The organism is Nocardia sp. CNS-044 (assembly GCF_059570515.1).
In genome coordinates, this window is the sequence record NZ_JCANSX010000006.1 from 711,675 (window position 1) to 733,506 (window position 21,832).

Here is a 21,832-nt window from a genome sequence, read left to right on the forward strand (position 1 = left end):
TCAGGCGACGGTGGTTTGGAGGTGGGAGCCGGTGCGGCCGCGGATGACGTGTAGGCGGCTGGGGATGCGTTGGCGCATCTCGTCGACGTGGCTGACCAGGCCGACGACGCGGCCGCCTGCGCGGAGTTCGTCGAGGACGCCCATGACGGCGTCGAGGGTGTCGGCGTCGAGGCCGCCGAAACCTTCGTCGATGAAGAGGGTGTCCAGGACGAGGCCGCCGGATTCGGCGGCGACGGTGTCGGCCAGGCCGAGGGCCAGCGAGAGGGACGCCATGAATGTCTCGCCGCCGGAGAGGGTTTTGGCGGGGCGCACGGCGCCGGTGTAGTCGTCGCGGATGTCGAGGCCGAGACCGCCGCGCCTGCCGCGCGGTCCCGCCTTGTCGGAGTGCACGAATTCGTAACGGCCGCCGGACATTCGGCGCAACCGCACCGAACCGGCGAGCGCCACTTCCTCTAGGCGGGCGGCGAGCACATAGGAGCGCAGCGACATGCGCCGGTTGTTCTCGCCGCGGCCCGCGACCACTTCCGCGAGCCCGGCCAGCTCTTCGTGGGTGCGCTGGAGGGGCGCGATCCGGTCCACCTCGGCCCACAGCTGGCCGCCGAGTTCTTCCAGCAGTTGCACCCGCCGTCCCGCCTCGGCCTGCGCGGCGACGGCGGTGTTGAGCCTGGTCTGCGCGTCGGCGAGTCCGCGCTCCAGCTCGGCGAAGTCGCCGAGTTCGGCGGTGGCGGCGGCTTGGATCTCGGGCTCGGCGAGCACCTTCTCGGCGTGCGCGCGGGCGTTCTCGGCGGCGAGGAGTTCCGCGTCGATCTCCTGCTGCCGCTGCGGGGTTCGCGAGGCGGCGGTGACGACGCGTGCGTAGGCGGTGAGCAGGGCGACATCGTCGCGGGCGGCGTCGTGGTTCCATTCTTGCGGAATGAAACCGGCGGCGCGCGCCAGACTTTCGACGCGATCCGCGACCGCGGTGACCTGCTCGCGAGCGGACGCCGCGGCGGTGCGTGCGGCGCGCAGCGCGGTGGCGTCGGTGACCAGTCCGTTCAGGCGGGCGCGGCGACGGTCGATGGTCTCGTCGGCGCCAGCGGCGGCGCGCAGACGTTCGGAGAGTTCGTCGAGGCGGGCGATCGACGCCGTGATGCGGGCGATGACGGTGCTGGCCCCGGCTTCGGCCGCGCGCAAGTCGTCGTGCAGGCGCGTTTCCTCGGTGCGCAACCGGGAGAGTTCGGCCGTCGATCCGTCGGCCAGCGCGGCGAGTTCGGCGGCGTCCTCGTAGCGGTGGGTCGCCGAGCGCAGTGCGGCGGCGAGTTCCACGCGGTCGGCGTCGCCGCCGCGGGCGGTCAGCGCCTCGATCTCGCGTTCCAGTCCGGTGATTCGGGCGTGGACGCGGTCGCGGTTCTCCTCGGCGGTGCGCTCGGCGGCCACCGCCGCATCCTCCGTTTCCTTGGAGACGGCGCTCGGCGCGGGCCGAGCCGGGGCCGGATGGTCCGCCGCGCCGCACACCGCGCACGGCTCCCCCTCGACCAACTGACCCGCCAGTTCCGCGGCCATGCCTGCCAAGCGGCGCTCGCGCAGGTCGAGCACCCGCTCCTTCGCGTCGTTGTGCGCGGTGCGCGCGGTCTCGAACTCGATCCGCGTGCGATCGAGATCCGTTCTACGACCGGCCAATTCGACGGCAGCCGTGGCGGCGGCCTGGAGGCGTTCGCATTCGGCGATCAGCGACGGCAAAGTCGCGGCGGCTTCGGTCGTCTCGCGCACCCGCGCCTCCGCCGCGGCGATCGTCGCGGGCAGGCGCTCGCGCCGACCGGTCAGCTCGGTCATCCGTTTGGTCAGGGCGGCGGATTCGGTACGCAGATCATCTATTTCGCGACGAAGCCGGTCGGCCGCCGACGCGTCGGCCCGCACCTCTTCGAGCGCGCCGATCTGGGCGCTCCAGCGACGGACCACGTCGTCGAGGTCCGCGTCGGACCGAATCGTCGGACCGGTCGCGACCGCGTCCGAATCATCTTCCGCTTCGATGTCTTCCGAGCCGACCAGCTCGGACCCACCGATGTCGGCCGCGGCCGGATCCAGCAGCGCGGAAGCCAATCGCGCCGCGGCGGCGCTCGCCTCGTTCTCGCGACGACGCGAGGTCATGACGGCGGCGCGCGCCTCGTCGATCGCCTCCGCGACCGGCTGGGCGCGACGGGCAGCTTCGAGTTCCGCACGCAGCGCGGTACGGTGCTCGGCACGCGCCGCGTACTCGTCGAGGTCAGCCCGCGCGGACTCCATCCGGCGCCGCAACTCCGCCAGCCGCCGCTGCTCGTCGGCGAACTTCCGCAGCTCGACCGAATTCTGCTGGCAACGTTCGGCTTCCGTACTCGCCTGCGCCAGATCGGTGCGAGCCGTCGCGAGCAGATCCTGCGACCACGCCACCGCCTCCAACGCGCCGACCGACTCCGTCACGCTCAGACCCGCCGCACCGCGGATCTGCGCGATCAGCCGTTCGATGCCCTGCCTGCGGGACTCCAGTTCGGCCGCCGAGGCGCGTCGCTTGTCGGCGAGCCACTGTTCGGCGGTGCCGAAACGCTCGGTGTCGAAGAGCTTTTCGAGCAGCTTCTCGCGATCCTCGTTGTCGGCACGCAGGAAACGCGCGAAGTCGCCCTGGGGCAGCAACACCACCTGGAAGAACTGGTCGGCGCTCATGCCGAGCAGACGGATGATCTCGTCGCCGATGTCCGGGATGCGGGAGAGGTTCTCGCCGCGCCCGTCCAACCAGGTCAGCGTGGCCTTGGGCGGATCGGTGCGGGTGCCGGTGCCGCGCAGCTTGGGGCGCTCGAATTCGGGAATCCTGGTGAGCCGCAAGCGTCGTCCGCCCAGCGTCGCCTCCAACACGACCTGCGGCGGCGTCTGTTCCGGCGCGTGATCGGAATGCAGGCGCTTGCTTTCACCGCGTGCGCCGGGCACCCGGCCGTAGAGGGCGAAGGCGATCGCGTCCAGCACTGTCGTCTTGCCCGCGCCGGTCTGCCCGTGCAGGAGGAAGAGCCCGTCCGCGCCGAGCGCGTCGAAGTCGACGACCGTGGTGTCGGCGAACGGGCCGAAGGCGGTCATCTCCAACCGATGCAGTCTCATGCGGCGGCCTCGCGCCACACCCTCCGCGACCGCCCGCGCCACTCGGTCCGCACACGCCCGTGCCATTCACTCCGTGCGCCCCCGCGCCATTCACTCCGTGCGCCCCCGCGCCTTTCGGTCCGCACGCCCCCGCGCCATTCACTCCGCGCGGTCATGCGCCATCCACTCGACGCAGCCGCACGCCGATCACTCAGCTCGGACAAGCGCCTTCCGTTCTCCGTGATCATGCGGTCAGCTCGCCGGAGAGCGGAAGCTGCGCGGGCGCTGCGGACACCCGCTCGGGCTCGGCCACGGCGGCGGCCAGCGCCCGCTCGATCCACTTCATCTCTCCCGCGCTCGGCGCACCGCGCACGTCGGTGAGGAAGCTTTGCGCTACTTCGGTGTCGCGGCGGCCGTGCACCCGCTCACGGTAACGCAGTTCCGGGTTGCCTTCGGGGCGTATCCATTCCACGTGCACGGCGTGCGGGAAGCGCTCGCGCAGTTTGCGCAGCGCGTCGATCGGACGGGCCTGGTCGACGAGGGTCGCGGACACGTAGTGGTCGACGGCCACCTCGTGCGCCGGGTCGGCGAGCAGCTCGTCCAGCGTCCCGGTGAGGCGGCTGAGACCGCGCACCACCGGCAGGTCACGGCGCTGCACGGACGAGAGGCCGTCGGCATCCAGGTCGACGATCCACACGGCCTTGCGATGCGAACTCTCGGCGAACGAGTACGGCAGCGGCGAGCCGGAATAGCGCACCGACTCGGACAGCGTCTGCGGCGAATGCAGGTGGCCGAGTGCCACGTAGTCGATGCCGTCGAACTCCGCGAGGGGCACCGTCTCCACCCCGCCGACCGAGATGGAGCGCTCCGAGCCGGTCGCCGCGCCGCCGACCACGAACGCGTGCGCGAGCACCACGGTGCGCGCTCCCGGCCGCGTCGCGACGTCAGCGCGAATCCGGCCCATCGCCGCCGCCAGGATCTCGGCGTGCGAACGCGCCTGCGGGACACCGAGTTCGGCTCGGGTGATCTCCGGTTCCAGATACGGGATGCCGTAGACAGCCACTTCGCCGTGCTCGTCGGTCAGCAGGACCGGCCGATCGGAGTCCGCGACGGTGGTGCGCAGGTGCAGCCCGCCCGCCGCGGCGAAACTCGCGCCCGCGCCGAGCCGGGCGGGCGAATCGTGATTTCCCGAGGTCGCGACGATCACCGCGCCCGCGGCGCGGATGGCCTCGAAACCTCGGTTGCACACCGCGATCGCGTCGGCGCTCGGAATCGACCTGTCGTACACGTCGCCCGGTACGACGACCACGTCCACCGACTCGGCCGCCACGAGCTCCGCGATGGCGGCCAGCGAACGTGCCTGGTCGGCAAGCAGATCGACGCCGTGGAAGGTACGCCCGATGTGCCAATCCGAGGTGTGCAACATCCGCATGGCCCGAAACCGTAGAGCCACCCACCGACAGAGTTCAATTTGCCGCGCCCGCGGCACGGCGTGTTCGCGGCTGTGTTGTCGGCGCGCTGGCGCGCGTCTGTTCGTAAGACTCGCCCTCGAGCTGGCTGGGAAATGCGTCGGATGCGGTGTGATTCGTAGCGCTGACACCCGGCGCGGCCGCACGGCCGCTGGCTGGTTGCTCGGATGTCGGTGGGGTGCGGCACTATCTGGGCTATGACCGCACCGATGCTGTTCGCGCTGCTGCTGGTGTTCGCCGCTGGGGTCGGAGTGGGCTGGCTGGGCCACAGTGCCCGGGCCGGGCAGCGGGCGGCGGTCGCGGAGGCGAGACTGGCGGCCGCCGCTGACAACGAGCGTTTGCTACGGCAATCGCTCAACGCGGCGAACGAGGATGCGGCGCGCAGGCATTCGAGCGCGGTCGGCGCCATGGTGGAACCGCTGCGCGAGGCGGTCGGCGCGCTGAACCAGCACATCCAGCAGGTCGAGCACCATCGCATCAACGCGTACTCGGGTCTGCGCGAACAGGTCGCCAACATGCAGCGCACCTCCCATCAGCTCTCCAGTCAGACCGGTCAGCTGGTCGCCGCGCTGCGGGCGCCGCAGGTGCGCGGGCGCTGGGGCGAGATCCAGTTGGAGCGCGTGGTGGAACTCGCCGGGATGACCAAACACTGCGACTTCTCCACGCAGGTGAGCAGGGCGGTGCGCGGCGACGGCGGACCGGACCGCATCGGTTCGGTGCGGCCCGATCTGGTGGTGTACCTGGCCGGGGGTCGGCACATAGTGGTCGACGCCAAAGTCCCGTTCACCGCCTACCTCGACGCGAGCACCGCCGAGGACCCCGACGTGCGCGCCGATCTGCTGGTGCGGCACGCCAAGCAGTTGCGCGCGCACGTCGACCAGTTGGCCGACAAGGCGTACTGGGCGGCTTTCGATCCCGCTCCGGAATTCGTCGTGCTGTTCGTGCCCGGCGACCCGTTCCTGGACGCCGCGCTGACCACGGACTCCGGGCTTTTGGAGTACGCGTTCGGCCGCAACGTGATCTTGGCCACGCCGACGACGCTGATCGCGCTGCTGCGCACGGTGGCGTTCGGGTGGCGCCAGGAGGCCGTGTCCCGGGATATGGCAATGGTCCAGCAATTGGGTCGGGAGCTCTCGGCGCGCCTCGGCATGACCGGACGGCATTTGGACCGGCTCGGCAACCAACTCGGCAAGGCGGTCGACGCTTTCAATTACGCGGTCGCGTCGGTCGAGTCGCGGGTCATGGTCACCGCGCGCAAATTGCACGAGCTCGAGATAGCCGAGCAGGAGGCTCCGGTGATCCAGCGGGTGGACAGCCGCCCGCGGGTCGTCGGCTTCGCCGACGCCGACGATTCGGCCTAGCCGACGCAGCCCGAGTCGATCCGGTCGAGTCGGCAACGGCCCCGCCGTAACCCCACCGAACGGTATGGCAGTTACTGTTCATATCGTGGCTGCTACCCAACGTGTGCGTTCCCGGGTGCCCGCGCCGCAACGTTCGGTCCTGCCCTCGGTGCCGGGAATCCCGGCCTGGGCGGCTGTCCTGATCGCGGTCGCGTGCACGTTGCTGGGATTCCTGATCGATGCCAGCGGCGACAACGCCGAACTCACCGCCAGCTTCGCCACGCTGTATATCGTCGGCTGTGTCGCCGCGGTGCTCGCCGTGCGCTTCCGCGGGCTGTTCACCGCCATGGTGTTGCCGCCGCTGCTGCTCTTCCTCGCGGTTCCGCTGGCCTACCAGCACCTGACCGGCCGCGTCTCGACCGGCCTCAAGGACATCCTGCTGAACCTGGCCATCCCGCTGGTGAACCGGTTCCCGACGATGATGCTCGCCACCGCGCTGGTGCTGGCCATCGGCGGCGCCCGCATCTTCATGGACAGGCGCGAGTCGGCCGCCGAGCGCTCCAAGGAGTCGCGTCGCGGCTCGAGCTGGGGACGCAGCAGCGTCAAGCGCGGCGAGGAAGACGCGCCCGCGGAATCGGCGCGCCGCCGCCCGCGCCGACCGCAGCCGGAAGTGGACGAGGATCCGGTCACCGACAAGTACGAACCGCCGCGTCCCGGCCGCCGCCCATCGAAGACCGTGGCCGACGCCCCGCCCCGGGTCGGCACGTCGGGTCGCGGCCGACCGGCGGCGCGTGGCGCGCGTCCCGCGCCGGTGCCGCGCACGGAGGGCGAACCGCCACGCGGCGCGCGCGGACGCGCCGAGGTGCCGCCGCATCCGCAGCCGAATGTGCGGTATCGCGAGCGCGATTCGAGCCGCACCCAGCGGCGCAAGCCGGAAAGTCTCTGACACCGTCGACCTTCGACGCCGGGCCGACTAATACGGGCGCCGACGCACACAGCCCGAACAGCGCAGCACCGCTGAAAGATCAGCGTCGGTCGACGGCGACACCGACCCAGCGCGCGGCATCAGACAACGCAGCGCCGCTGGAAGATCAGCGGCGGTCGACACCGACGCTCACCGACCGGGCGGCCCCGGACAGCGCACCTTCGCCGAGTAATCGGCGGCGGTCTGAAGACAGCGCCGACGAGCACCGCCGAAAGACCAGCGGCAGACGACAGCGACGCCGCCCACCGCGCGGTATCAGACAGCGCCGCGCCGGAAGATCAGCGGCGATCGACACCGACGCTCACCGACCGGGCGGCCTCGGACAGCGCCCTTCGCCGAGAGATCGGCGGTCGTCCGAAGACAGCGCCTACCGGCACCGCCGAAAGACCAGCGGCAGACGACATGCCCACCCACCGCGCGGCCTCACACAACGCACCTTCGCCGAGTAATCGACGGCGGTCCGAAGACAGCGCCGACGAGCGCGAACAATCGTCCGAGAGCAGCCCCGCACCGGCGACCGCGGCTCAGCTCCGTGCGGTGCGCAGTTCCCTGGGCAGCGCGAAGACCAGCGTCTCGTTGGCGGTGGTCACCGGCTGCACGTCGGCGTAACCGTGCTCGGCGAGCATGTCGAGCACGCCGCGCACCAGGATCTCGGGCACCGACGCGCCGGAGGTGATGCCGATCGTGCGCGCGCCGTCCAGCCAGGCCGGGTCGACCTCGCGAGCGAAGTCGACCAGGTGCGCGGCCCGCGCGCCCGCGCCGAGCGCGACCTCGACCAGCCGCACCGAGTTCGAGGAATTGCGCGAGCCGACCACGATGACCAGGTCGCATTCCGGCGCCATCGCCTTCACCGCGACCTGGCGGTTCTGGGTGGCGTAGCAGATGTCGTCGCTCGGCGGATCCTGCAGCGCGGGGAAACGCTCGCGTAGCCGCTGCACCGTCTCCATCGTCTCGTCGACGCTGAGCGTGGTCTGCGACAGCCAGATCACCTTGTTCTCGTCGCGCACGGTGACCCGGTCGACCGCGTCCGGACCGTCGACGAGTTGCACGTGATCGGGCGCCTCGCCCGCGGTGCCCTCGACTTCCTCGTGGCCCTCGTGGCCGATCAGCAGGATGTCGAAATCGTCGCGCGCGAAGCGCTTGGCCTCCTGGTGCACCTTGGTGACCAGCGGGCAGGTGGCGTCGATGGTGTGCAGGTCGCGCGCCGCGGCCGCCTCGTGCACCGCCGGGGAGACGCCGTGCGCGGAGAAGACCACGACCGCGCCGTTCGGCACCTCGTCGGTCTCGTCCACGAAGACGACGCCGCGATCGCGCAGCGTCTCCACCACGTGCCTGTTGTGCACGATCTCCTTGCGCACATAGATGGGCGCACCGTGCTTCTCCAGCGCCTTCTCCACCGTTTCCACCGCGCGGTCGACGCCCGCGCAGTATCCGCGCGGCTCGGCTAGCAGCACGCGCTTACCACCGTCGGCATCGACTGTTCCGGCGCCCGCCGAGCGGGCGATTCCGACGTTCAAAGGGATGGCCGAAGACATGTCCCCCAGAGTACGTGCACCTGGGGACCGCCGAATGGTCGCATCGACCGGATCGGCCGGGTCATCGAATGTGATCCAGGCCCTGGACAATAGTGTCTGTGACACTAGTTCTTTGCAGATCATGGCGTATCGGGCAGGCTATGAGCATGTTTCGACCACCGTTTCTGGCCCGGGTCGCCGCCGGAGCCGCCGTCTACGCCCTCGAAGAAACCCGTCGGTTACCCACGGCCGCGATGAACTTCCCGATCACCGCGATCAGCCAGATGTTGCAGACCACCATGCACGTCCAGCAGTTCGTGACCAGCCTCGCGCTCAAGGGCGACGCGGTGTTCGAGCGGCTGTCCAACAGCCCGGTGGAACAGCCGGAGTGGGCGACCTTCGACGAGGATCTCGGCGACGAGCAATCCTCGGGCGACGATTTCGCGACCGCGGGCCGCACCAGCCGCTTCGACCTCTACACCGCCGAAGAATCGACCGCGAGCTCGACCAACGGGCACGTCGCCCCGGTGCAGACCATCACTGTGCCGGAAATCACCGACCCCGAGCCCGTCGCGGAACCCGCTTCCGACGAGACGGCCTCTGTCGAGGACGAGCCCGCCGAGATCGCCGAGCCCGAGGTCGCGACCCGCTACGACTACGCCAACATGACCCTCGCCCAGCTCCGCGCCCGCCTGCGCATGCTGACCGTCGAGGACCTCACCGCGCTGCTGGACTACGAGCAGCGGACCCTCGCGCGCGCCCCGTTCGTGACCATGCTGACGAACCGGATCGCCACCGTCCGGGCCCAGTGATCGCACCCGCGACGACCTCGCCGGTGGTTGGCCGGGCACGGTCCGGCCAACCCCGCCGCGTATACCTGTCCGTATGACACAGAGCGGTCCCCAGCCGTCCGCCGAGGCAGGCGCGGCCCCCGCCAACTCCGCCGAACACCCGTGGCCGGTGCGCTCCGTCGCCGTGAAGGTCATGCAGTGGATCGACCGCCTCGGCTCCATCTGGGTGGAGGGGCAGATCACCCAGATCAACGCGCGCCCGGGAGCGCGCACCGCGTTCCTCGTGCTTCGTGACCCGTCGGCCGACATGTCGTTGCAGGTGACCTGCGACCCCGATCTCTTGCGCCGCTCCCCGATCCCGCTGCAAGAAGGCAGCCGGGTGGTGGTCTACGGCAAACTCACGTACTTCACCGGGCGCGGGACGCTGTCGTTGCGGGTCATCGAGATTCGGCCCGTCGGTGTCGGCGAACTGCTCGCCCGCATCGAGCGGCTCAAAGCGCTGCTCGCCGCGGAAGGCCTTTTCGATCCCCGGCTCAAGCGGCCGCTCCCGTTCCTGCCCGGCACCGTCGGCCTGATCACCGGCCGCGCGAGCGCCGCCGAACGCGACGTCCGCACCGTCGCCAGAAATCGGTGGCCCGCAGTACGTTTCGAAGTGCGCAACACCGCGGTGCAGGGGCCGACGGCGGTGCCGCAGATCCTGGACGCGCTGGCCGAACTCGACCGCGACCCCGCCGTCGAGGTGATCGTGCTGGCCCGCGGGGGCGGCAGCGTCGAGGACCTGCTGCCCTTCTCCGACGAGGCGCTGTGCCGCGCCATCGTGGCCGCGACGACGCCGATCGTCAGCGCGATCGGCCACGAACCCGACAACCCGCTCGCCGACTACGTCGCCGACCTGCGCGCCGCGACGCCGACCGACGCCGCCAAGCGCGTCGTGCCCGATGCCGCCGCGGAGCTGGCCTGCGTGCGCGAGCTGCGCGGCCGTTCGGCCGCCGCACTGCGCGGTTGGGTGGACCGCGAGACCAGGGCGCTGGCCCAGCTCCGTTCGCGTCCGGTGCTCGCCGATCCGCTGCGCGAGGTCGACCGGCGCGCCGAGGAGATCGAACGGCTGCGGGTGTCCGCGCGGCGCTGCGCCGAGCACGCGGTCCGCACCGAAGCCACCGCGACGCGACACCTGCGCGAAAAGCTCACGGCGGTGGGCCCGGCCGCGACGTTGTCTCGCGGTTACGCTGTCGTGCAGCGCGTGACCGGTTCCGAACGGCACGTCGTACGCAGCATCGAGGACGCGCCCGCGGGCAGCCAGTTGCGCATCCGGGTCGCCGACGGCGCCGTGACCGCGGCGGCGCTCGGCACCCAGGCGCTCGGCGCTCGGAAGCCGAACACCCGCGATTCCGGCGCCCGCCGGGACGACGAGGAACGCACAGGAGGGAACTGACCTTGGCCGACGCCGGCAAGGACGAGCTGGCCGAGATCGCGGACTTCGGCTACGAACGCGCCCGCGACGAACTGGTGAACGTCGTCAAGATGCTCGAGCAGGGCGGCATGGATCTCGATGATTCGCTCGCCCTGTGGGAGCGCGGCGAGGCGCTGGCCAACCGGTGCGAGGAACACCTGGCCGGTGCGCGCAAGCGGGTCGAGGACGCGCTCGCGCGCGGCGCGGCCGACGAGGACTGACCCGAGCGGACGGATCGTCGACGTCGTGGCCCGCGACGGCGCGCGCTACTGAGAGCACACCACCGCCGCGGACCGTCGGCTGGGCGTCAGCCGAGCCTGTTCGTCGTCATCTCGAAGCGGATCAAGCCGTCGGCCGCACCGGTGCGACGAAACCCGGCTTTCTCGAGCACCCGCACCGATCCGGGATTCGACGGCTCCACGTCCGCGTACACCGCGTGCACACCGGCGCCCAGCGCGAATTCGGTCAGCGCTCTGGTCGCCGCACTGGCGTACCCGCGCCCACGCCGAGACGGGATCGTGCCGTAGCCGATCTCGAGACCATCGGCACCGGGCGGCCAGAACAGGCCGATCGAACCGACCACGAGACCGGTCTCGCGCTCGATGATCAATCGGTGACCGTACTCGCCGTACCACTGCGGATGGTCGGCGAACAGCCCGGCGATCGCCCGATCGCCGGCGGCGGGGAAGTCCTCGGCCCAGTGCGCGAGGCGGCGTCCGGCCAGTACGGCGGACACGTCGTCGGGGGTCCAGCGGCGCAGGATCAGGCTCTCGGTGCTCAGTTCACCGGTAGAAATGTGCTCACCGGTGGAAATGTGGGAAGACACGTGACACTCCTGGTCATCGAAAGGACCGGCCCGCGTCTCGTACTCAGCGGACCGGAGGGAAGGCATGCGAAATACGGCTGTTGACAGCCATATTCATCGACCTCCGCACCCTCGAATCCGCGTATCTCGCGTCGCGCCAACCCTAATCGGGAACCGAACGGGCGGCAATCGAATTCAGCGGCTGATCGGCTGGGCGGCGGTCACCGCCTGGGCCAGCGTCGTGAACGCGGCCTCGTTCCCGGCTCCCTTGATCAGCACCCGGACGCCGCCGAGGTCGGCGATCCACGCCGTCTCCTCGGTCGGCTCGGCGTAGACGATCCACTTCTGGTCACCGATCTGCTGCGCGCCGCTGGCGTAGCGAGAGCCGAGCACGAAGCGGGCCAGCGACTCCTCGGTGGCGCTGCTCTGGGTCAGCTGCATGTAGGTGCCCTGGGCGGTGATGTAGCCGACCGTGCTGACCGGACCGCCGCCCTGGCCGGTGACGGTGTCGCGGCTGCCGGAGTTGGGGGTCCAGTCGGCGGGCACGCTCGGGTTGCGGATCGGGAACGTCAGCGTGCGCGCGTCGGTCTCGAGCGCCGCCTTCACATCGAAGGCGGGGATCCGACCGGGCGTCGGCCCCTTGGCGGCGAAGCTGCACTGGCTGGCCAGTCCGGCGAAGACCACGGCGATCAGCACCAGGGGGATCAGCGAGAAGAACAGATCCTTGTAGTCGTGCAGGATGCGTGGCTTTTGGTAGGACACGCTCCCAGTATCCACTCGCGGGCCGGGTGCGCGGCCAGGCACCCCCACCCGCCCCGACCAGGTGTGTACGGGAGGTCGACCGCGAAATGAGACAATCGTCCCGTACGTACAACCCGAGGGAGGCACCCCGCCATGACGGCATCTTCGCCCGCACCAAGCCGCCGCGAGGCGCCGGACCGCAACCTTGCACTCGAGCTGGTCCGGGTGACCGAGGCGGGTGCCATGGCCGCTGGGCGGTGGGTCGGCCGCGGTGACAAGGAGGGTGGCGACGGCGCCGCCGTGGACGCGATGCGGCAGCTGGTCAGCTCGGTTTCCATGCGCGGCATCGTGGTGATCGGCGAGGGCGAGAAGGACGAAGCGCCCATGCTGTACAACGGCGAGGAGGTCGGCGACGGCACCGGCCCGGACGTCGACTTCGCCGTCGACCCGATCGACGGCACCACGCTGATGTCGAAGGGCTCCCCCGGCGCGATCTCGGTGCTCGCGGTCGCCGAGCGCGGCGCGATGTTCGACCCGTCCGCGGTGTTCTACATGCACAAGATCGCGGTCGGCCCCGACGCCGCCGACGTGATCGATATCTCGGCGCCGATCGGCGAGAACATCCGCAAGGTGGCCAAAGCGAAGAAGTCCGCGGTGTCCGATCTGACCGTCTGCATCCTGGACCGGCCCCGGCACGCCGACCTCATCCAGCAGGTCCGCGACGCGGGCGCCCGCATCCGCCTGATCTCCGACGGCGACGTCGCCGGCGCGATCGCGGCGGCCCGCCCCGATTCCGGCACCGACATCCTGGTCGGCATCGGCGGTACTCCCGAGGGCATCATCGCCGCGGCGGCCATGCGCTGTATGGGCGGCGCGCTGCAGGGCATGCTGGCGCCGAAGGACGACGCGGAGCGCCAGCAGGCCATCGACGCGGGCCACGACCTGGACCGGGTGCTCACCACCGAGGACCTGGTGTCGGGCGACAACGTCTTCTTCTGCGCCACCGGCGTCACCGACGGCGACCTACTACGCGGCGTTCGCTACTACGGTGGCGGCGCCTCGACTCAGTCGATCGTCATGCGCTCGAAGTCGGGCACCGTCCGCATGATCGACGCCTACCACCGTCTGACCAAGCTGCGCGAGTACTCCTCGGTCGACTTCCACGGCGACGAGCACGCGGTTCCTCCGATGCCCTGATCGGCTTTCGCCTCGCGGCCGCATCCGGTACCGCCGGGTGCGGCCGCTGACATAGAGGGACTCTCGGCGCGCGGGGTTGGGCACTATGGCGGCGGCTGTACGCCGGTCGCGGTCCTGGTCGACGGGCGATGGTTCCGGTCAGCGCCAGGATGAACACATCGGTGAGCCGTGGCCCGGCGGCAGATTACCCAGGACGATGACTAGGTGGGGATCGATACCAGCCGGGAATCACGGTCGAGCACACCCGAACTCATCGATGCGATGGCCGAGATTGCCGCGCGGGTGGGTGCGCAGCGCCAAACGCCTGTCGTGCTGACCGAACGCGCCGACGTGCTCGTGCTCCGGATCGGCGCGGTCGTCGTCAAAGCTCACCCGGCGGAAACCGATGCGGCGGCACTACTCTCCCGCCTTTGCTTGGCGAGCGCGCCGCGGTGGCGCGGAATCCTGCTGCCGCCCTTGCCGATCGGCGACGCGCTCCTGGTACACCGCGGCAGCCACACGATCACCGCCTGGCCTTACGGCGAACCGGTCGACCCCGACGACCCCGACGCCGCGCCGTGGGAAGCGGCCGCGACGCTGCTCGCCCGGCTGCACGCGCTACCGGAACCAGGACGCGACCTACCGGAACCAGGACGCGACCGACCGGAACCGGGGCGAGACCTGCCGGCCGCAGGCGGCCCGGCCCGGGTCCATCGGGCGATGCGCCGGCTGCGCGCGGCCGGCGCGGCAGCGGACCGAGCTGCCGCGGCAACCGTGTGCCAGGCATTCGCTGCCTTGCCCGACCTGTTCGCCGTACCAGCCGGATCGGCCCGGCTCCCCGAACCGGCAGCGCCGCGACGCACGCTCGTGCACGGCGACTTCCACCTCGGTCAGCTCGTGCGCGACCCCCACGAGAACACCGGCTCCTGGCGGCTCATCGACATCGACGACCTCGGCTCCGGCGATCCCGCGTGGGATCTGGCCCGCCCCGCCGCCCTCTTCGCCGCGGGCATTCTCGAGCCCGTGACCTGGCTCCGTTTTCTCGACGCCTATCGCGCAGCCGACGGTGTCGCGGTGCCGCGGGAGGGAGACGAGTGGACCGCGCTCGATACTCCGGCGCGCGCCGTCGCCGTCCAAGCAGCCGCTCTGGCACTGGTCGCCGCCGCACGCGAGAACCGCGAACTCGATGATCTGGACACGGCTTTGGTGGACGCGTGCCGACGGATAGCCACCGCATCCGTCATATCGTGATGCCCGCATACATGCCGGAAATCGACTAGCGTGGCGGAAATGCAGTGTCCGAAATGTCGTGGATTGATGCAGACGTACAACCGCAGCGGTGTGCACATCGAGCAGTGCGGTAACTGCCGGGGGATCTTCCTGGACTACGGCGAGCTCGAGAACCTCACCCGGCTCGAGTCCGGCTACGCGGCACCGCCGCCACCACCGGCCGCCCCCGCGCCCGCGTGGGGAGCGCCCGCTCCGCACTACGGGCACGGTCACCACCACAAGCACCGTTCGTTCGGCAAGGTCCTGTTCTCCTCCTGAGTGTCGGCGGCACCGGTCCGGTGGACGGTATTCCGCCGGATCGGTGTGGGATTCCGCTCAGGCGTGGCTGCCCCACGCGGACCTCGTGCGGCATAGGGTCGAAATCATGACCGAGGAGACGCAGTACCGCATCGAGCACGACACCATGGGCGAGGTACGGGTCCCGGCGCAGGCTTTGTGGCGTGCGCAGACCCAGCGGGCCGTGGAGAACTTCCCGATCAGCGGGCGCGGCTTGGAGCGCGCGCAGATCCGCGCGCTCGGACTGCTCAAGGCCGCGTGCGCCAAGGTGAACAAGGATCTCGGCCTGCTCGACGCCGTGAAGGCGGACGCCATCGTCGCCGCCGCGAACGAGATCGCCGCGGGCGAGCACGACGACCAGTTCCCGATCGATGTCTTCCAGACCGGCTCGGGCACCAGCTCCAACATGAACGCCAACGAGGTGATCGCCTCGATCGCCAAGGCCAACGGCGTCGACGTGCACCCCAACGACGACGTGAACATGTCGCAGTCGTCCAACGACACCTTCCCCACCGCCACGCACGTCGCGGCGACCGAGGGCGTCATCAAGGACCTGGTTCCCGCGCTCGAGCACCTGCGGCTCGCGCTGCTGGACAAGTCCGAGGAATGGCGCACCGTGGTCAAGTCGGGCCGCACCCACCTGATGGACGCCGTCCCGGTGACCCTGGGCCAGGAGTTCGGCGGCTACACCCGCCAGGTCGCCGCGAGCATCGACCGGTTGATGGTGACGCTGCCGCGCCTCGGCGAGCTGCCGATCGGCGGCACCGCGGTGGGCACCGGCCTCAACGCGCCCGCCGGTTTCGGTGCGAAAGTCGTTGCGGAACTGGTGAAGTCGACCGACATCGACGCGCTCTCCGAGGCGATCGACCACTTCGAGGCACAGGCGGCGCGCGACGGTCTCGTCGAGCTCTCCGGCGCGCTGCGCACCGTCGCGGTGAGCCTCACCAAGATCGCCAACGACATCCGCTGGATGGGTTCCGGCCCGCTCACGGGTCTGGCCGAACTCCAGCTGCCGGACCTGCAGCCGGGCAGCTCGATCATGCCGGGCAAGGTGAATCCCGTGCTGCCCGAGGCGGTCACCCAGGTGGCGGCGCAGGTCATCGGCAACGACGCCGCGGTCGCCTTCGCCGGCGCGAACGGCCACTTCGAGCTGAACGTCTACATCCCGGTGATGGCGCGCAACGTGCTCGAGTCGATCCGCCTGCTGGCCAACGTGTCCCGGCTCTTCGCCGACAAGTGCGTGCGCGGGCTGACCGCCGACGTGGAGCGGCTGCGCACACTGGCCGAGTCCTCGCCGTCCATCGTCACCCCGCTGAACTCGGCGATCGGCTACGAGGAAGCGGCCGCGGTGGCCAAGGAGGCGCTGAAGGAGAAGAAGACCATCCGGCAGACGGTGATCGATCGCGGCTTGCTCGGCGACCAGCTCACCGAGGCCGAGCTGGACCGCCGCCTCGACGTGCTGTCCATGGCGAAGGTGGAAGACACGAAGTAACGCACGAGGGCGCCGGACGAAGCGAATTCGTCCGGCGCCCTCGGCGATTCAGTGCGCTTTGGAGAATCTCCTGAGCGATCAGGCGGGCGAGAACGCGCGCAGGTGCTCCAGCTCCGCGCGGGCCTGCTCGCCCTCGGGACCGAGATCGGTCCGGTCGAAGACGTTCCAGCGGCGCAGCAGCGGCGCGAAGACCAGCTCGCCTTCCTTGGCGCGGTCGTAGATGCCCGCCTCGGCCAGCACCTCGTCGCTGCTGCGACCGTCCGGCAGGGCCACGCTCGGCACCTCGAAACCGGCGACCCGGTCGGCGATGGCGCGCATGGTCTGGTCGGGCGCGATCGCGAACGCCGCGGCGACCAGGTCGGCGAAGAACACCGACTGCAGCTCGTCGTCGGCCGCGATGCGCGCGGCGATGGCGGTGACCATCGGGTTCTCGTTCAGCGCGGCGGTGTTGCGGTGCCGGATCGCCGACGCCGCCTCCTCGAACGCGGCGTTGGCGAGAACGTCGAGCAGGTGCAGGGCGGGACGGCGGAATCCGGCCGTCATGTGCGCCATCCGCTGGCGTTCCAGGTCGACCGGATCCACCGACCTGGTGACCATCAGGTAGTTGCGGATCAGGATCTCGTGCCGGTTCTCCTCGGCCGTCCAGCGGCCGACCCAGCGCCACCACGCACCGGTGCGCAAGTACTTGCCGATCTCGCGGTGGTAGGAGGGCAGGTTGTCCGCGATGAGCACGCTCACGGTCAGCGCCAGCTTGGCGACGTCGCCGAGCTCGGACTGTTCCGGGGTCCAGTCGTCACCGCCGAGGAAGGCGAAGTTGCGGCCGTCGTCCCACGGCACGTAATCGTGCGGCTGCCAACCGTCGGCCACGTCGATGTGGCGTCGCAGATTCGATTCCACCTCATCCGCGAGCGCCTCGAGCAGTTCGCGGTCGGTCAAGAGATTTTGCACGCTCACAACCTAGCTGTTCGGCCCGCGGCGCGGGACTCTACCGGTGGGAATCGCCGACGACGCCCGAGACGCGCCGGGTGCGCTGTCTCGGGCGTCGCAGGGGGTTCGACTACTTCATGGTGACGGTGGTCTGCCCGTTCACCCAAGTGATGGTGCCACCGCTGAACTCGCTCTGCTTGCCGCCGGGGATGTCGGTCTCGTCGCTGATCGGGTAGCCGAGCTCGCCCGCCGCGCCGCCGTTCTCCTCCCACGCCTTGCGGATCTCCCCCCAGACGATGTGCGGCTCGCCGTCCTCGGGCTCGTAGATCGTGCCGCCGACGAAGTCCTGGTACTTGCCGTTGTTCGGGGCGCTCTCCTGGGCCTCGAGCGGCGCGCCCAGCGGGCCGGTGGGGCCGCCCGCCTCCATGTACTTGTCGTAGATGTCGCCGGAGACGGTCACCTCTTCGCCGCCGCCCTGGGCCGGAATCCTGGTCTGGTCCGCGGCGTCGGGGGTCATATCCCCGGTGTCGCGGTCATCGGTATCGGGATTGTCGGTGCCGTGCGCCTCGGTGTGCGTGGTCGCCATCGGGCTGGGCGTCATGCCGAGGGTCGGGGTGGTGAGGACGGTGTCCGAGTCGTTCGTGTCGTCGTCACCGCATCCCGCGATGAGCAGCGCGGCGGCCGCGAGCGCCACCGTGAATCCAGCCGTGCGTCGAGCGTGGTGCATATGTCGTCCCCTCTCGAGTGTGGCTCCGACGGCGCCCTGACACCGGCGCCGCGCGCAGCCTAGGCCGATGTTCGGCAACGACCCGGCGAATCGAATACGACGCGCCGGACCGTCGCCCAACTGGTAACTCGGCGGATATTACCCACTCGATGTGAGGTGAAACACACCCTGAACGTTAGCTCGGGTGCACCTCGATCTCAGCTCAGGAGTTCGGTCCGTACTCCTCGAGCATCTCGGTGACCAGCGCCGCGATCGGCGAGCGCTCGCTGCGTGTCAGCGTGATGTGCGCGAAAAGCGGGTGTCCCTTCAGCTTTTCGATCACCGCCGCCACGCCGTCGTGCCGGCCCACGCGCAGGTTGTCGCGCTGGGCGACGTCGTGGGTGAGCACGACCCGCGAGCCGGTGCCCAGCCTGCTGAGCACCGTGAGCAGCACGTTGCGTTCCAGCGACTGCGCCTCGTCCACGATCACGAAGGAGTCGTGCAGCGAGCGACCGCGAATGTGGGTGAGCGGCAGCACCTCCAGCATGTCGCGGCTGAGCACCTCCTCCATCACCTCCGGCGAGGCGAGGCCGTCGAGGGTGTCGAAGACGGCCTGCGCCCACGGCCCCATCTTCTCGCTCTCGCTGCCCGGCAGATAGCCGAGATCCTGGCCGCCGACCGCGTAGAGCGGACGGAACACCACGACCTTGCGCTGCGTGCGCCGTTCCAGCACGGCCTCCAGGCCCGCGGTCAACGCCAGCGCCGACTTACCGGTGCCCGCCTTGCCGCCGAGCGAGACGATGCCGACGCTCTCGTCCAACAGCAGATCCAGCGCGATGCGCTGTTCGGCCGAACGCCCGTGCAGCCCGAACGCCTCGCGCTCACGCACCAGCTGCACGCGCTTGTCCGGCGTCACCCGGCCGAGCGCGCTGGAGCTGGTGCCCAGCAACCGGATTCCGGTGTGACAGGGCAGTTCCCGCGCCTGATCCAGGTCGATCACGGACTCGGCGTAGAGCTGGTCGATCTGGGAGGAGGCGACGTCGACCTCGACCATCCCGGACCAGCCGGAGGTCACCACGTCCTGCGCATGATACTCGTCGGCGTGCAGACCCACCGCGCTCGCCTTGACGCGCAGCGGAATGTCCTTGGACACCATGACGACCTCGCGACCTTCGGCCGCGAGATTCAAGGCGCAGGCCAGGATCCGGGAATCGTTGCTTTCCGTGCGGAAGCCCACCGGCAGAACCGTGGGGTCGGTGTGATTGAGTTCCACCTGCAGCGTTCCGCCCTCGGTGCCGATCGGCACCTGCTCGTCCAGCCTGCCGTGCCGCAGGCGGAGGTCGTCCAGGTTGCGCAGGGCTTCCCTGGCGAACCAGCCCAGTTCGTGGTGGTGCCGCTTGGCCTCGAGTTCACTGATGACGACCAGCGGGAGGACGACATCGTGCTCGCCGAACCTGGTGAACGCCCAGGGATCGGAGAGCAGGACCGAGGTGTCGATGACGAAGGTCTTGGCACCGGGAGTGTGGGAGAGCGAGGGGCGGGCCCCCTTGGTGTCCGAAGAGACAGCGGCGCGCTTTCCTGTGCCAGCAGAACGGGAGTGCGCCGAGGGGGCGGAAACGGAGCGTGCAGCAGTCACGGTGGGCTCCTTTTGTGTCCACACGGCACCCGCGTGGACGATCTCGCTGGACCGGTCCGTCCTTCTGGATCCGACTTGCGTCAGATGCCACGAGGGCCGGGTGCCGGCCCCCTCGTACTGAGTAGCTCAGTCACGGTCAGGACCTCCCGTACGAACCACACCGACGCGGTCCGCATCTCCGAAGTTACCGCCGACTGGCCGGTCTGCGCTCGGGGACGGTCCGTCGTGTCGGTGAAGATCCCGTTAACGCGCGGCTCAGCGGAGTCGCCGAAGTGGTTGTCGCCGCAGCTCACCGGGGCAGTTACGGGTACTTCCGCCGTCGCTCCGGCCGTGCGCGGACTTTCGACGGACTTCGTCCGGCAGCGCGACTAGAGTCGGATCATGGCCGGTAACGAGGAATTCGAGAACCTGTCGTCCAAGGAGCTGCACGACCGGGCGGTGAAGCTGGCCGTGCGCCGCGGGGACATCAAATACCTGTGGCAGCTGCTCACCCGCATTCCCGCCGCCGAGGCGGCCGCCGGGAACGTCGGCGAGAGCGAGGCGGACATCAAGTTCGTGCTGCCGTTGATCGACGACTACATCCACGCGGGCGACGGCGCGGTGGCCGAGCAGCTACGGCCCTTCTACCTGGACTACCTGGTGGCGCATTCGTGATCACCGCGTGGTCGCGGCAACGCGGCCGCGACCGGCGGCGACAGCGCCGAAAGGTGGTGCGCGCCGGGCTGATTGCACGTGGTGGGCAAACAGGCGGCGGAGCGCGAACCGCGACGGCGAACCAGCGCCGGGCCGGTCGGCGGTGACGGTCGCGGGTTCGCGCCAGCGAAGGTCGTTGGTTGCGACGGCGATCGGCAGCCGGGCTTCAGCGGCGGGCGAAGGCCGCGCGGAAGAGTCCGACGGCAGTGCCGCGCAGGAAGTTCTCCCAGCTGAAGTGGTCGTGCCACAGCACGATTCGGCCGTCACGCAGTTCGAAGGTGCCGGTCACCCAGAACCCGATCTCCACCGGACCGAACCGTAAGTAGTCGGTGCGGTCGGTGAGCACCATGTCGCCGTTGCCCGCGATGTGGTGCATATCGACGCGGAAGCCGAACATCGGGCGATCGAGCCCACGGAACACACCGCCGACGCGCCGGATGCCGCGCACGTCCGGTAGCGAGGTGTTCTTCCAGACGATGTCGGGATCGAGCAGTTCCAGCGCTTCGCCGACCGCACCGAGCTCCAGCGCGGCGAAGAATTCTCGCACCGTGGTGATCGCGTCCTGCTGAAGTTGGAGTTCGTCGGACATGCTTCGACTTTATGCCGCCGGGCCGCTCGATGGGGTGTCGTTTTCGGCGGCACGGCGCGCGACGAGGACGGCGAGGCCGTCGAGGACGCGCTCGATGCCGAAGGACAGCGCGTCGCCGGGTTCGCCTGCGTAGGGCGGGTTCGCCGAGCGGGCCGCCTCCTCCGCGAAGGCCGCCTCGAGCGCGGGATAGCGATCGGCCGCGGCGGCCATCGTGTCGGTGAACTGCCGCAGTATCTGCTCGCCCATGTCGGAGTTGCCCGCCGCGCCGACCTGCTGTGCGAGGCTGCGCACATGGCCGTTGAGCAGGACGACCGTGTCCAGCCGCTCGGGTCCGGTCAGCCCCATGCCGTCCATCGCGACCACCGCGGCCTCCAGCCAGCCCATCTCGTTGGGGCCGATCGGGCGCGCTCCGATGGCGAGCTCGAGCGTCCACGGGTGCGCCCGGTAGCGCTCGAAGATGGCTAGCGCCCAGCCCCGCAGGGCTTCCCGCCAGCCAGCCGGTTCGGGCGGTTCCGGCGGCTCGCCCAGCGCCGTGTCGAGCATCAGCGCGATGAGCTGTTCCTTGCCGGGCACGTAGCGGTAGAGCGACATCTTGGTGTAGCCGAGCCGTTCGGCGAGGCGCTGCATGGACAGGTTGACCAGGCCCTCGGCGTCGGCGAGCACGACTGCTTCCGCGACGATCCCGGCCAGCGTGAGCGAGGGCTTCGGTCCGCGCCGCGGCGGCTGCCTGGTGCCCCACAGCAGTTCCACGGTGGTGGGTGACGACATCGGCGAATCCTCCAGGACTAACGGCTTGACCCCTGAATTGTGTCTACCATACGCTGATTTGCGTCCGGTGGAAACAGAATACGGCGGACGCAATTCGATTCTC

The 21,832-nt window shown here is 70.0% G+C and carries 20 protein-coding genes; 10 read left to right on the forward strand and 10 right to left on the reverse strand.

Annotated features, from left to right (window positions below; genetic code table 11):
- Both T333_RS11965 and T333_RS11970 read right to left on the reverse strand, forming a co-directional pair.
- On the reverse strand, positions 1-3,102 hold the full coding sequence (locus tag T333_RS11965; protein WP_496424468.1) for an AAA family ATPase: 3,102 nt from the start codon (positions 3,100-3,102) through the stop codon (positions 1-3).
- A 223-nt stretch (positions 3,103-3,325) separates the two neighbouring features.
- Positions 3,326-4,513 (reverse strand): exonuclease SbcCD subunit D, encoded by a 1,188-nt coding sequence (locus T333_RS11970; protein ID WP_496424469.1) that lies wholly within the window; start codon positions 4,511-4,513, stop codon positions 3,326-3,328.
- A 234-nt stretch (positions 4,514-4,747) separates the two neighbouring features.
- On the opposite strand from T333_RS11970, the gene T333_RS11975 reads away from it, so the two are divergent.
- A complete protein-coding gene (locus tag T333_RS11975) occupies positions 4,748-5,911 on the forward strand; it encodes a DNA recombination protein RmuC (protein WP_496424470.1) in 1,164 nt (387 codons plus the stop codon).
- Positions 5,912-5,996: 85 nt separating this feature from the next.
- Positions 5,997-6,836, forward strand: coding sequence for a DUF6542 domain-containing protein (locus tag T333_RS11980; protein WP_496424471.1), 840 nt, complete (start codon positions 5,997-5,999; stop codon positions 6,834-6,836).
- A 563-nt stretch (positions 6,837-7,399) separates the two neighbouring features.
- Here T333_RS11980 and T333_RS11985 read toward each other — a convergent pair.
- Entirely contained in the window at positions 7,400-8,410 is a 1,011-nt protein-coding gene (locus tag T333_RS11985) for a 4-hydroxy-3-methylbut-2-enyl diphosphate reductase (RefSeq protein ID WP_355001929.1), read from the reverse strand.
- A 146-nt stretch (positions 8,411-8,556) separates the two neighbouring features.
- On the opposite strand from T333_RS11985, the gene T333_RS11990 reads away from it, so the two are divergent.
- The 3 genes from T333_RS11990 (at position 8,557) to T333_RS12000 (ending at position 10,851) form a co-directional block, all read left to right on the forward strand.
- Positions 8,557-9,201, forward strand: a complete 645-nt coding sequence (locus tag T333_RS11990; protein WP_496424472.1) for a lipid droplet-associated protein — start codon at positions 8,557-8,559, stop codon at positions 9,199-9,201.
- A gap of 73 nt (positions 9,202-9,274) precedes the next feature.
- A complete protein-coding gene (xseA, locus tag T333_RS11995) occupies positions 9,275-10,612 on the forward strand; it encodes an exodeoxyribonuclease VII large subunit (protein ID WP_496424473.1) in 1,338 nt (445 codons plus the stop codon).
- A 2-nt stretch (positions 10,613-10,614) separates the two neighbouring features.
- Positions 10,615-10,851: an exodeoxyribonuclease VII small subunit gene (locus tag T333_RS12000; RefSeq protein ID WP_141808918.1), complete on the forward strand. Its 237-nt coding sequence runs from the start codon at positions 10,615-10,617 to the stop codon at positions 10,849-10,851.
- Positions 10,852-10,937: 86 nt separating this feature from the next.
- On the opposite strand, the gene T333_RS12005 is transcribed toward T333_RS12000, so the two are convergent.
- Positions 10,938-11,456: a GNAT family N-acetyltransferase gene (locus tag T333_RS12005; RefSeq protein WP_496424474.1), complete on the reverse strand. Its 519-nt coding sequence runs from the start codon at positions 11,454-11,456 to the stop codon at positions 10,938-10,940.
- A 174-nt stretch (positions 11,457-11,630) separates the two neighbouring features.
- Positions 11,631-12,197: a DUF4245 domain-containing protein gene (locus T333_RS12010; protein ID WP_355001933.1), complete on the reverse strand. Its 567-nt coding sequence runs from the start codon at positions 12,195-12,197 to the stop codon at positions 11,631-11,633.
- A 132-nt stretch (positions 12,198-12,329) separates the two neighbouring features.
- On the opposite strand from T333_RS12010, the gene glpX reads away from it, so the two are divergent.
- From glpX to T333_RS12030, 4 genes are all read left to right on the forward strand, one after another.
- Positions 12,330-13,373: a class II fructose-bisphosphatase gene (glpX, locus tag T333_RS12015; protein ID WP_355001934.1), complete on the forward strand. Its 1,044-nt coding sequence runs from the start codon at positions 12,330-12,332 to the stop codon at positions 13,371-13,373.
- 204 nt (positions 13,374-13,577) lie between these two features.
- Positions 13,578-14,603, forward strand: coding sequence for a phosphotransferase (locus tag T333_RS12020; protein ID WP_496424475.1), 1,026 nt, complete (start codon positions 13,578-13,580; stop codon positions 14,601-14,603).
- 39 nt (positions 14,604-14,642) lie between these two features.
- Positions 14,643-14,900 carry a TFIIB-type zinc ribbon-containing protein gene (locus T333_RS12025; protein ID WP_355001936.1) on the forward strand — a complete coding sequence of 86 codons (258 nt, stop codon included), beginning with the start codon at positions 14,643-14,645 and terminating at the stop codon, positions 14,898-14,900.
- Positions 14,901-15,006: 106 nt separating this feature from the next.
- Positions 15,007-16,410 carry a class II fumarate hydratase gene (locus tag T333_RS12030; protein WP_355001937.1) on the forward strand — a complete coding sequence of 468 codons (1,404 nt, stop codon included), beginning with the start codon at positions 15,007-15,009 and terminating at the stop codon, positions 16,408-16,410.
- Positions 16,411-16,488: 78 nt separating this feature from the next.
- On the opposite strand, the gene T333_RS12035 is transcribed toward T333_RS12030, so the two are convergent.
- From T333_RS12035 to phoH2, 3 genes are all read right to left on the reverse strand, one after another.
- Positions 16,489-17,358, reverse strand: a complete 870-nt coding sequence (locus T333_RS12035; RefSeq protein ID WP_355001938.1) for an acyl-ACP desaturase — start codon at positions 17,356-17,358, stop codon at positions 16,489-16,491.
- A gap of 109 nt (positions 17,359-17,467) precedes the next feature.
- A complete protein-coding gene (locus T333_RS12040) occupies positions 17,468-18,064 on the reverse strand; it encodes an LGFP repeat-containing protein (protein ID WP_355001939.1) in 597 nt (198 codons plus the stop codon).
- Between the two features lie 202 nt (positions 18,065-18,266).
- Complete coding sequence (gene phoH2 / locus T333_RS12045) at positions 18,267-19,541, reverse strand: RNA 5'-3' helicase PhoH2 (protein WP_355002218.1); 1,275 nt, start codon at positions 19,539-19,541, stop codon at positions 18,267-18,269.
- Between the two features lie 519 nt (positions 19,542-20,060).
- On the opposite strand from phoH2, the gene T333_RS12050 reads away from it, so the two are divergent.
- Positions 20,061-20,333, forward strand: coding sequence for a hypothetical protein (locus T333_RS12050; protein WP_355001940.1), 273 nt, complete (start codon positions 20,061-20,063; stop codon positions 20,331-20,333).
- A gap of 205 nt (positions 20,334-20,538) precedes the next feature.
- Here the strand turns inward: T333_RS12050 and T333_RS12055 are convergent, their stop codons facing one another.
- The gene (locus T333_RS12055; protein ID WP_355001941.1) at positions 20,539-20,961 is read right to left on the reverse strand and encodes a limonene-1,2-epoxide hydrolase family protein; all 423 of its coding nucleotides are present in this window, start codon (positions 20,959-20,961) and stop codon (positions 20,539-20,541) included.
- A 9-nt stretch (positions 20,962-20,970) separates the two neighbouring features.
- Positions 20,971-21,729, reverse strand: a complete 759-nt coding sequence (locus tag T333_RS12060; protein WP_496424476.1) for a TetR/AcrR family transcriptional regulator — start codon at positions 21,727-21,729, stop codon at positions 20,971-20,973.
- Positions 21,730-21,832: the final 103 nt, after the last annotated feature.

What these genes read in the sequence shown, in the direction of transcription:
- T333_RS11965 (WP_496424468.1), bottom strand. Translation starts at nt 3,102, where the DNA reads ATGAGACTGCATCGGTTGGAGATGACCGCCTTCGGCCCGTTCGCCGAC.
- T333_RS11970 (WP_496424469.1), bottom strand. Translation starts at nt 4,513, where the DNA reads ATGCGGATGTTGCACACCTCGGATTGGCACATCGGGCGTACCTTCCAC.
- T333_RS11975 (WP_496424470.1), top strand. Translation starts at nt 4,748, where the DNA reads ATGACCGCACCGATGCTGTTCGCGCTGCTGCTGGTGTTCGCCGCTGGG.
- T333_RS11985 (WP_355001929.1), bottom strand. Translation starts at nt 8,410, where the DNA reads ATGTCTTCGGCCATCCCTTTGAACGTCGGAATCGCCCGCTCGGCGGGC.
- T333_RS11990 (WP_496424472.1), top strand. Translation starts at nt 8,557, where the DNA reads ATGTTTCGACCACCGTTTCTGGCCCGGGTCGCCGCCGGAGCCGCCGTC.
- xseA (WP_496424473.1), top strand. Translation starts at nt 9,275, where the DNA reads ATGACACAGAGCGGTCCCCAGCCGTCCGCCGAGGCAGGCGCGGCCCCC.
- glpX (WP_355001934.1), top strand. Translation starts at nt 12,330, where the DNA reads ATGACGGCATCTTCGCCCGCACCAAGCCGCCGCGAGGCGCCGGACCGC.
- T333_RS12025 (WP_355001936.1), top strand. Translation starts at nt 14,643, where the DNA reads ATGCAGTGTCCGAAATGTCGTGGATTGATGCAGACGTACAACCGCAGC.
- T333_RS12030 (WP_355001937.1), top strand. Translation starts at nt 15,007, where the DNA reads ATGACCGAGGAGACGCAGTACCGCATCGAGCACGACACCATGGGCGAG.
- T333_RS12040 (WP_355001939.1), bottom strand. Translation starts at nt 18,064, where the DNA reads ATGCACCACGCTCGACGCACGGCTGGATTCACGGTGGCGCTCGCGGCC.
- T333_RS12050 (WP_355001940.1), top strand. Translation starts at nt 20,061, where the DNA reads ATGGCCGGTAACGAGGAATTCGAGAACCTGTCGTCCAAGGAGCTGCAC.
- T333_RS12055 (WP_355001941.1), bottom strand. Translation starts at nt 20,961, where the DNA reads ATGTCCGACGAACTCCAACTTCAGCAGGACGCGATCACCACGGTGCGA.
- T333_RS12060 (WP_496424476.1), bottom strand. Translation starts at nt 21,729, where the DNA reads ATGTCGTCACCCACCACCGTGGAACTGCTGTGGGGCACCAGGCAGCCG.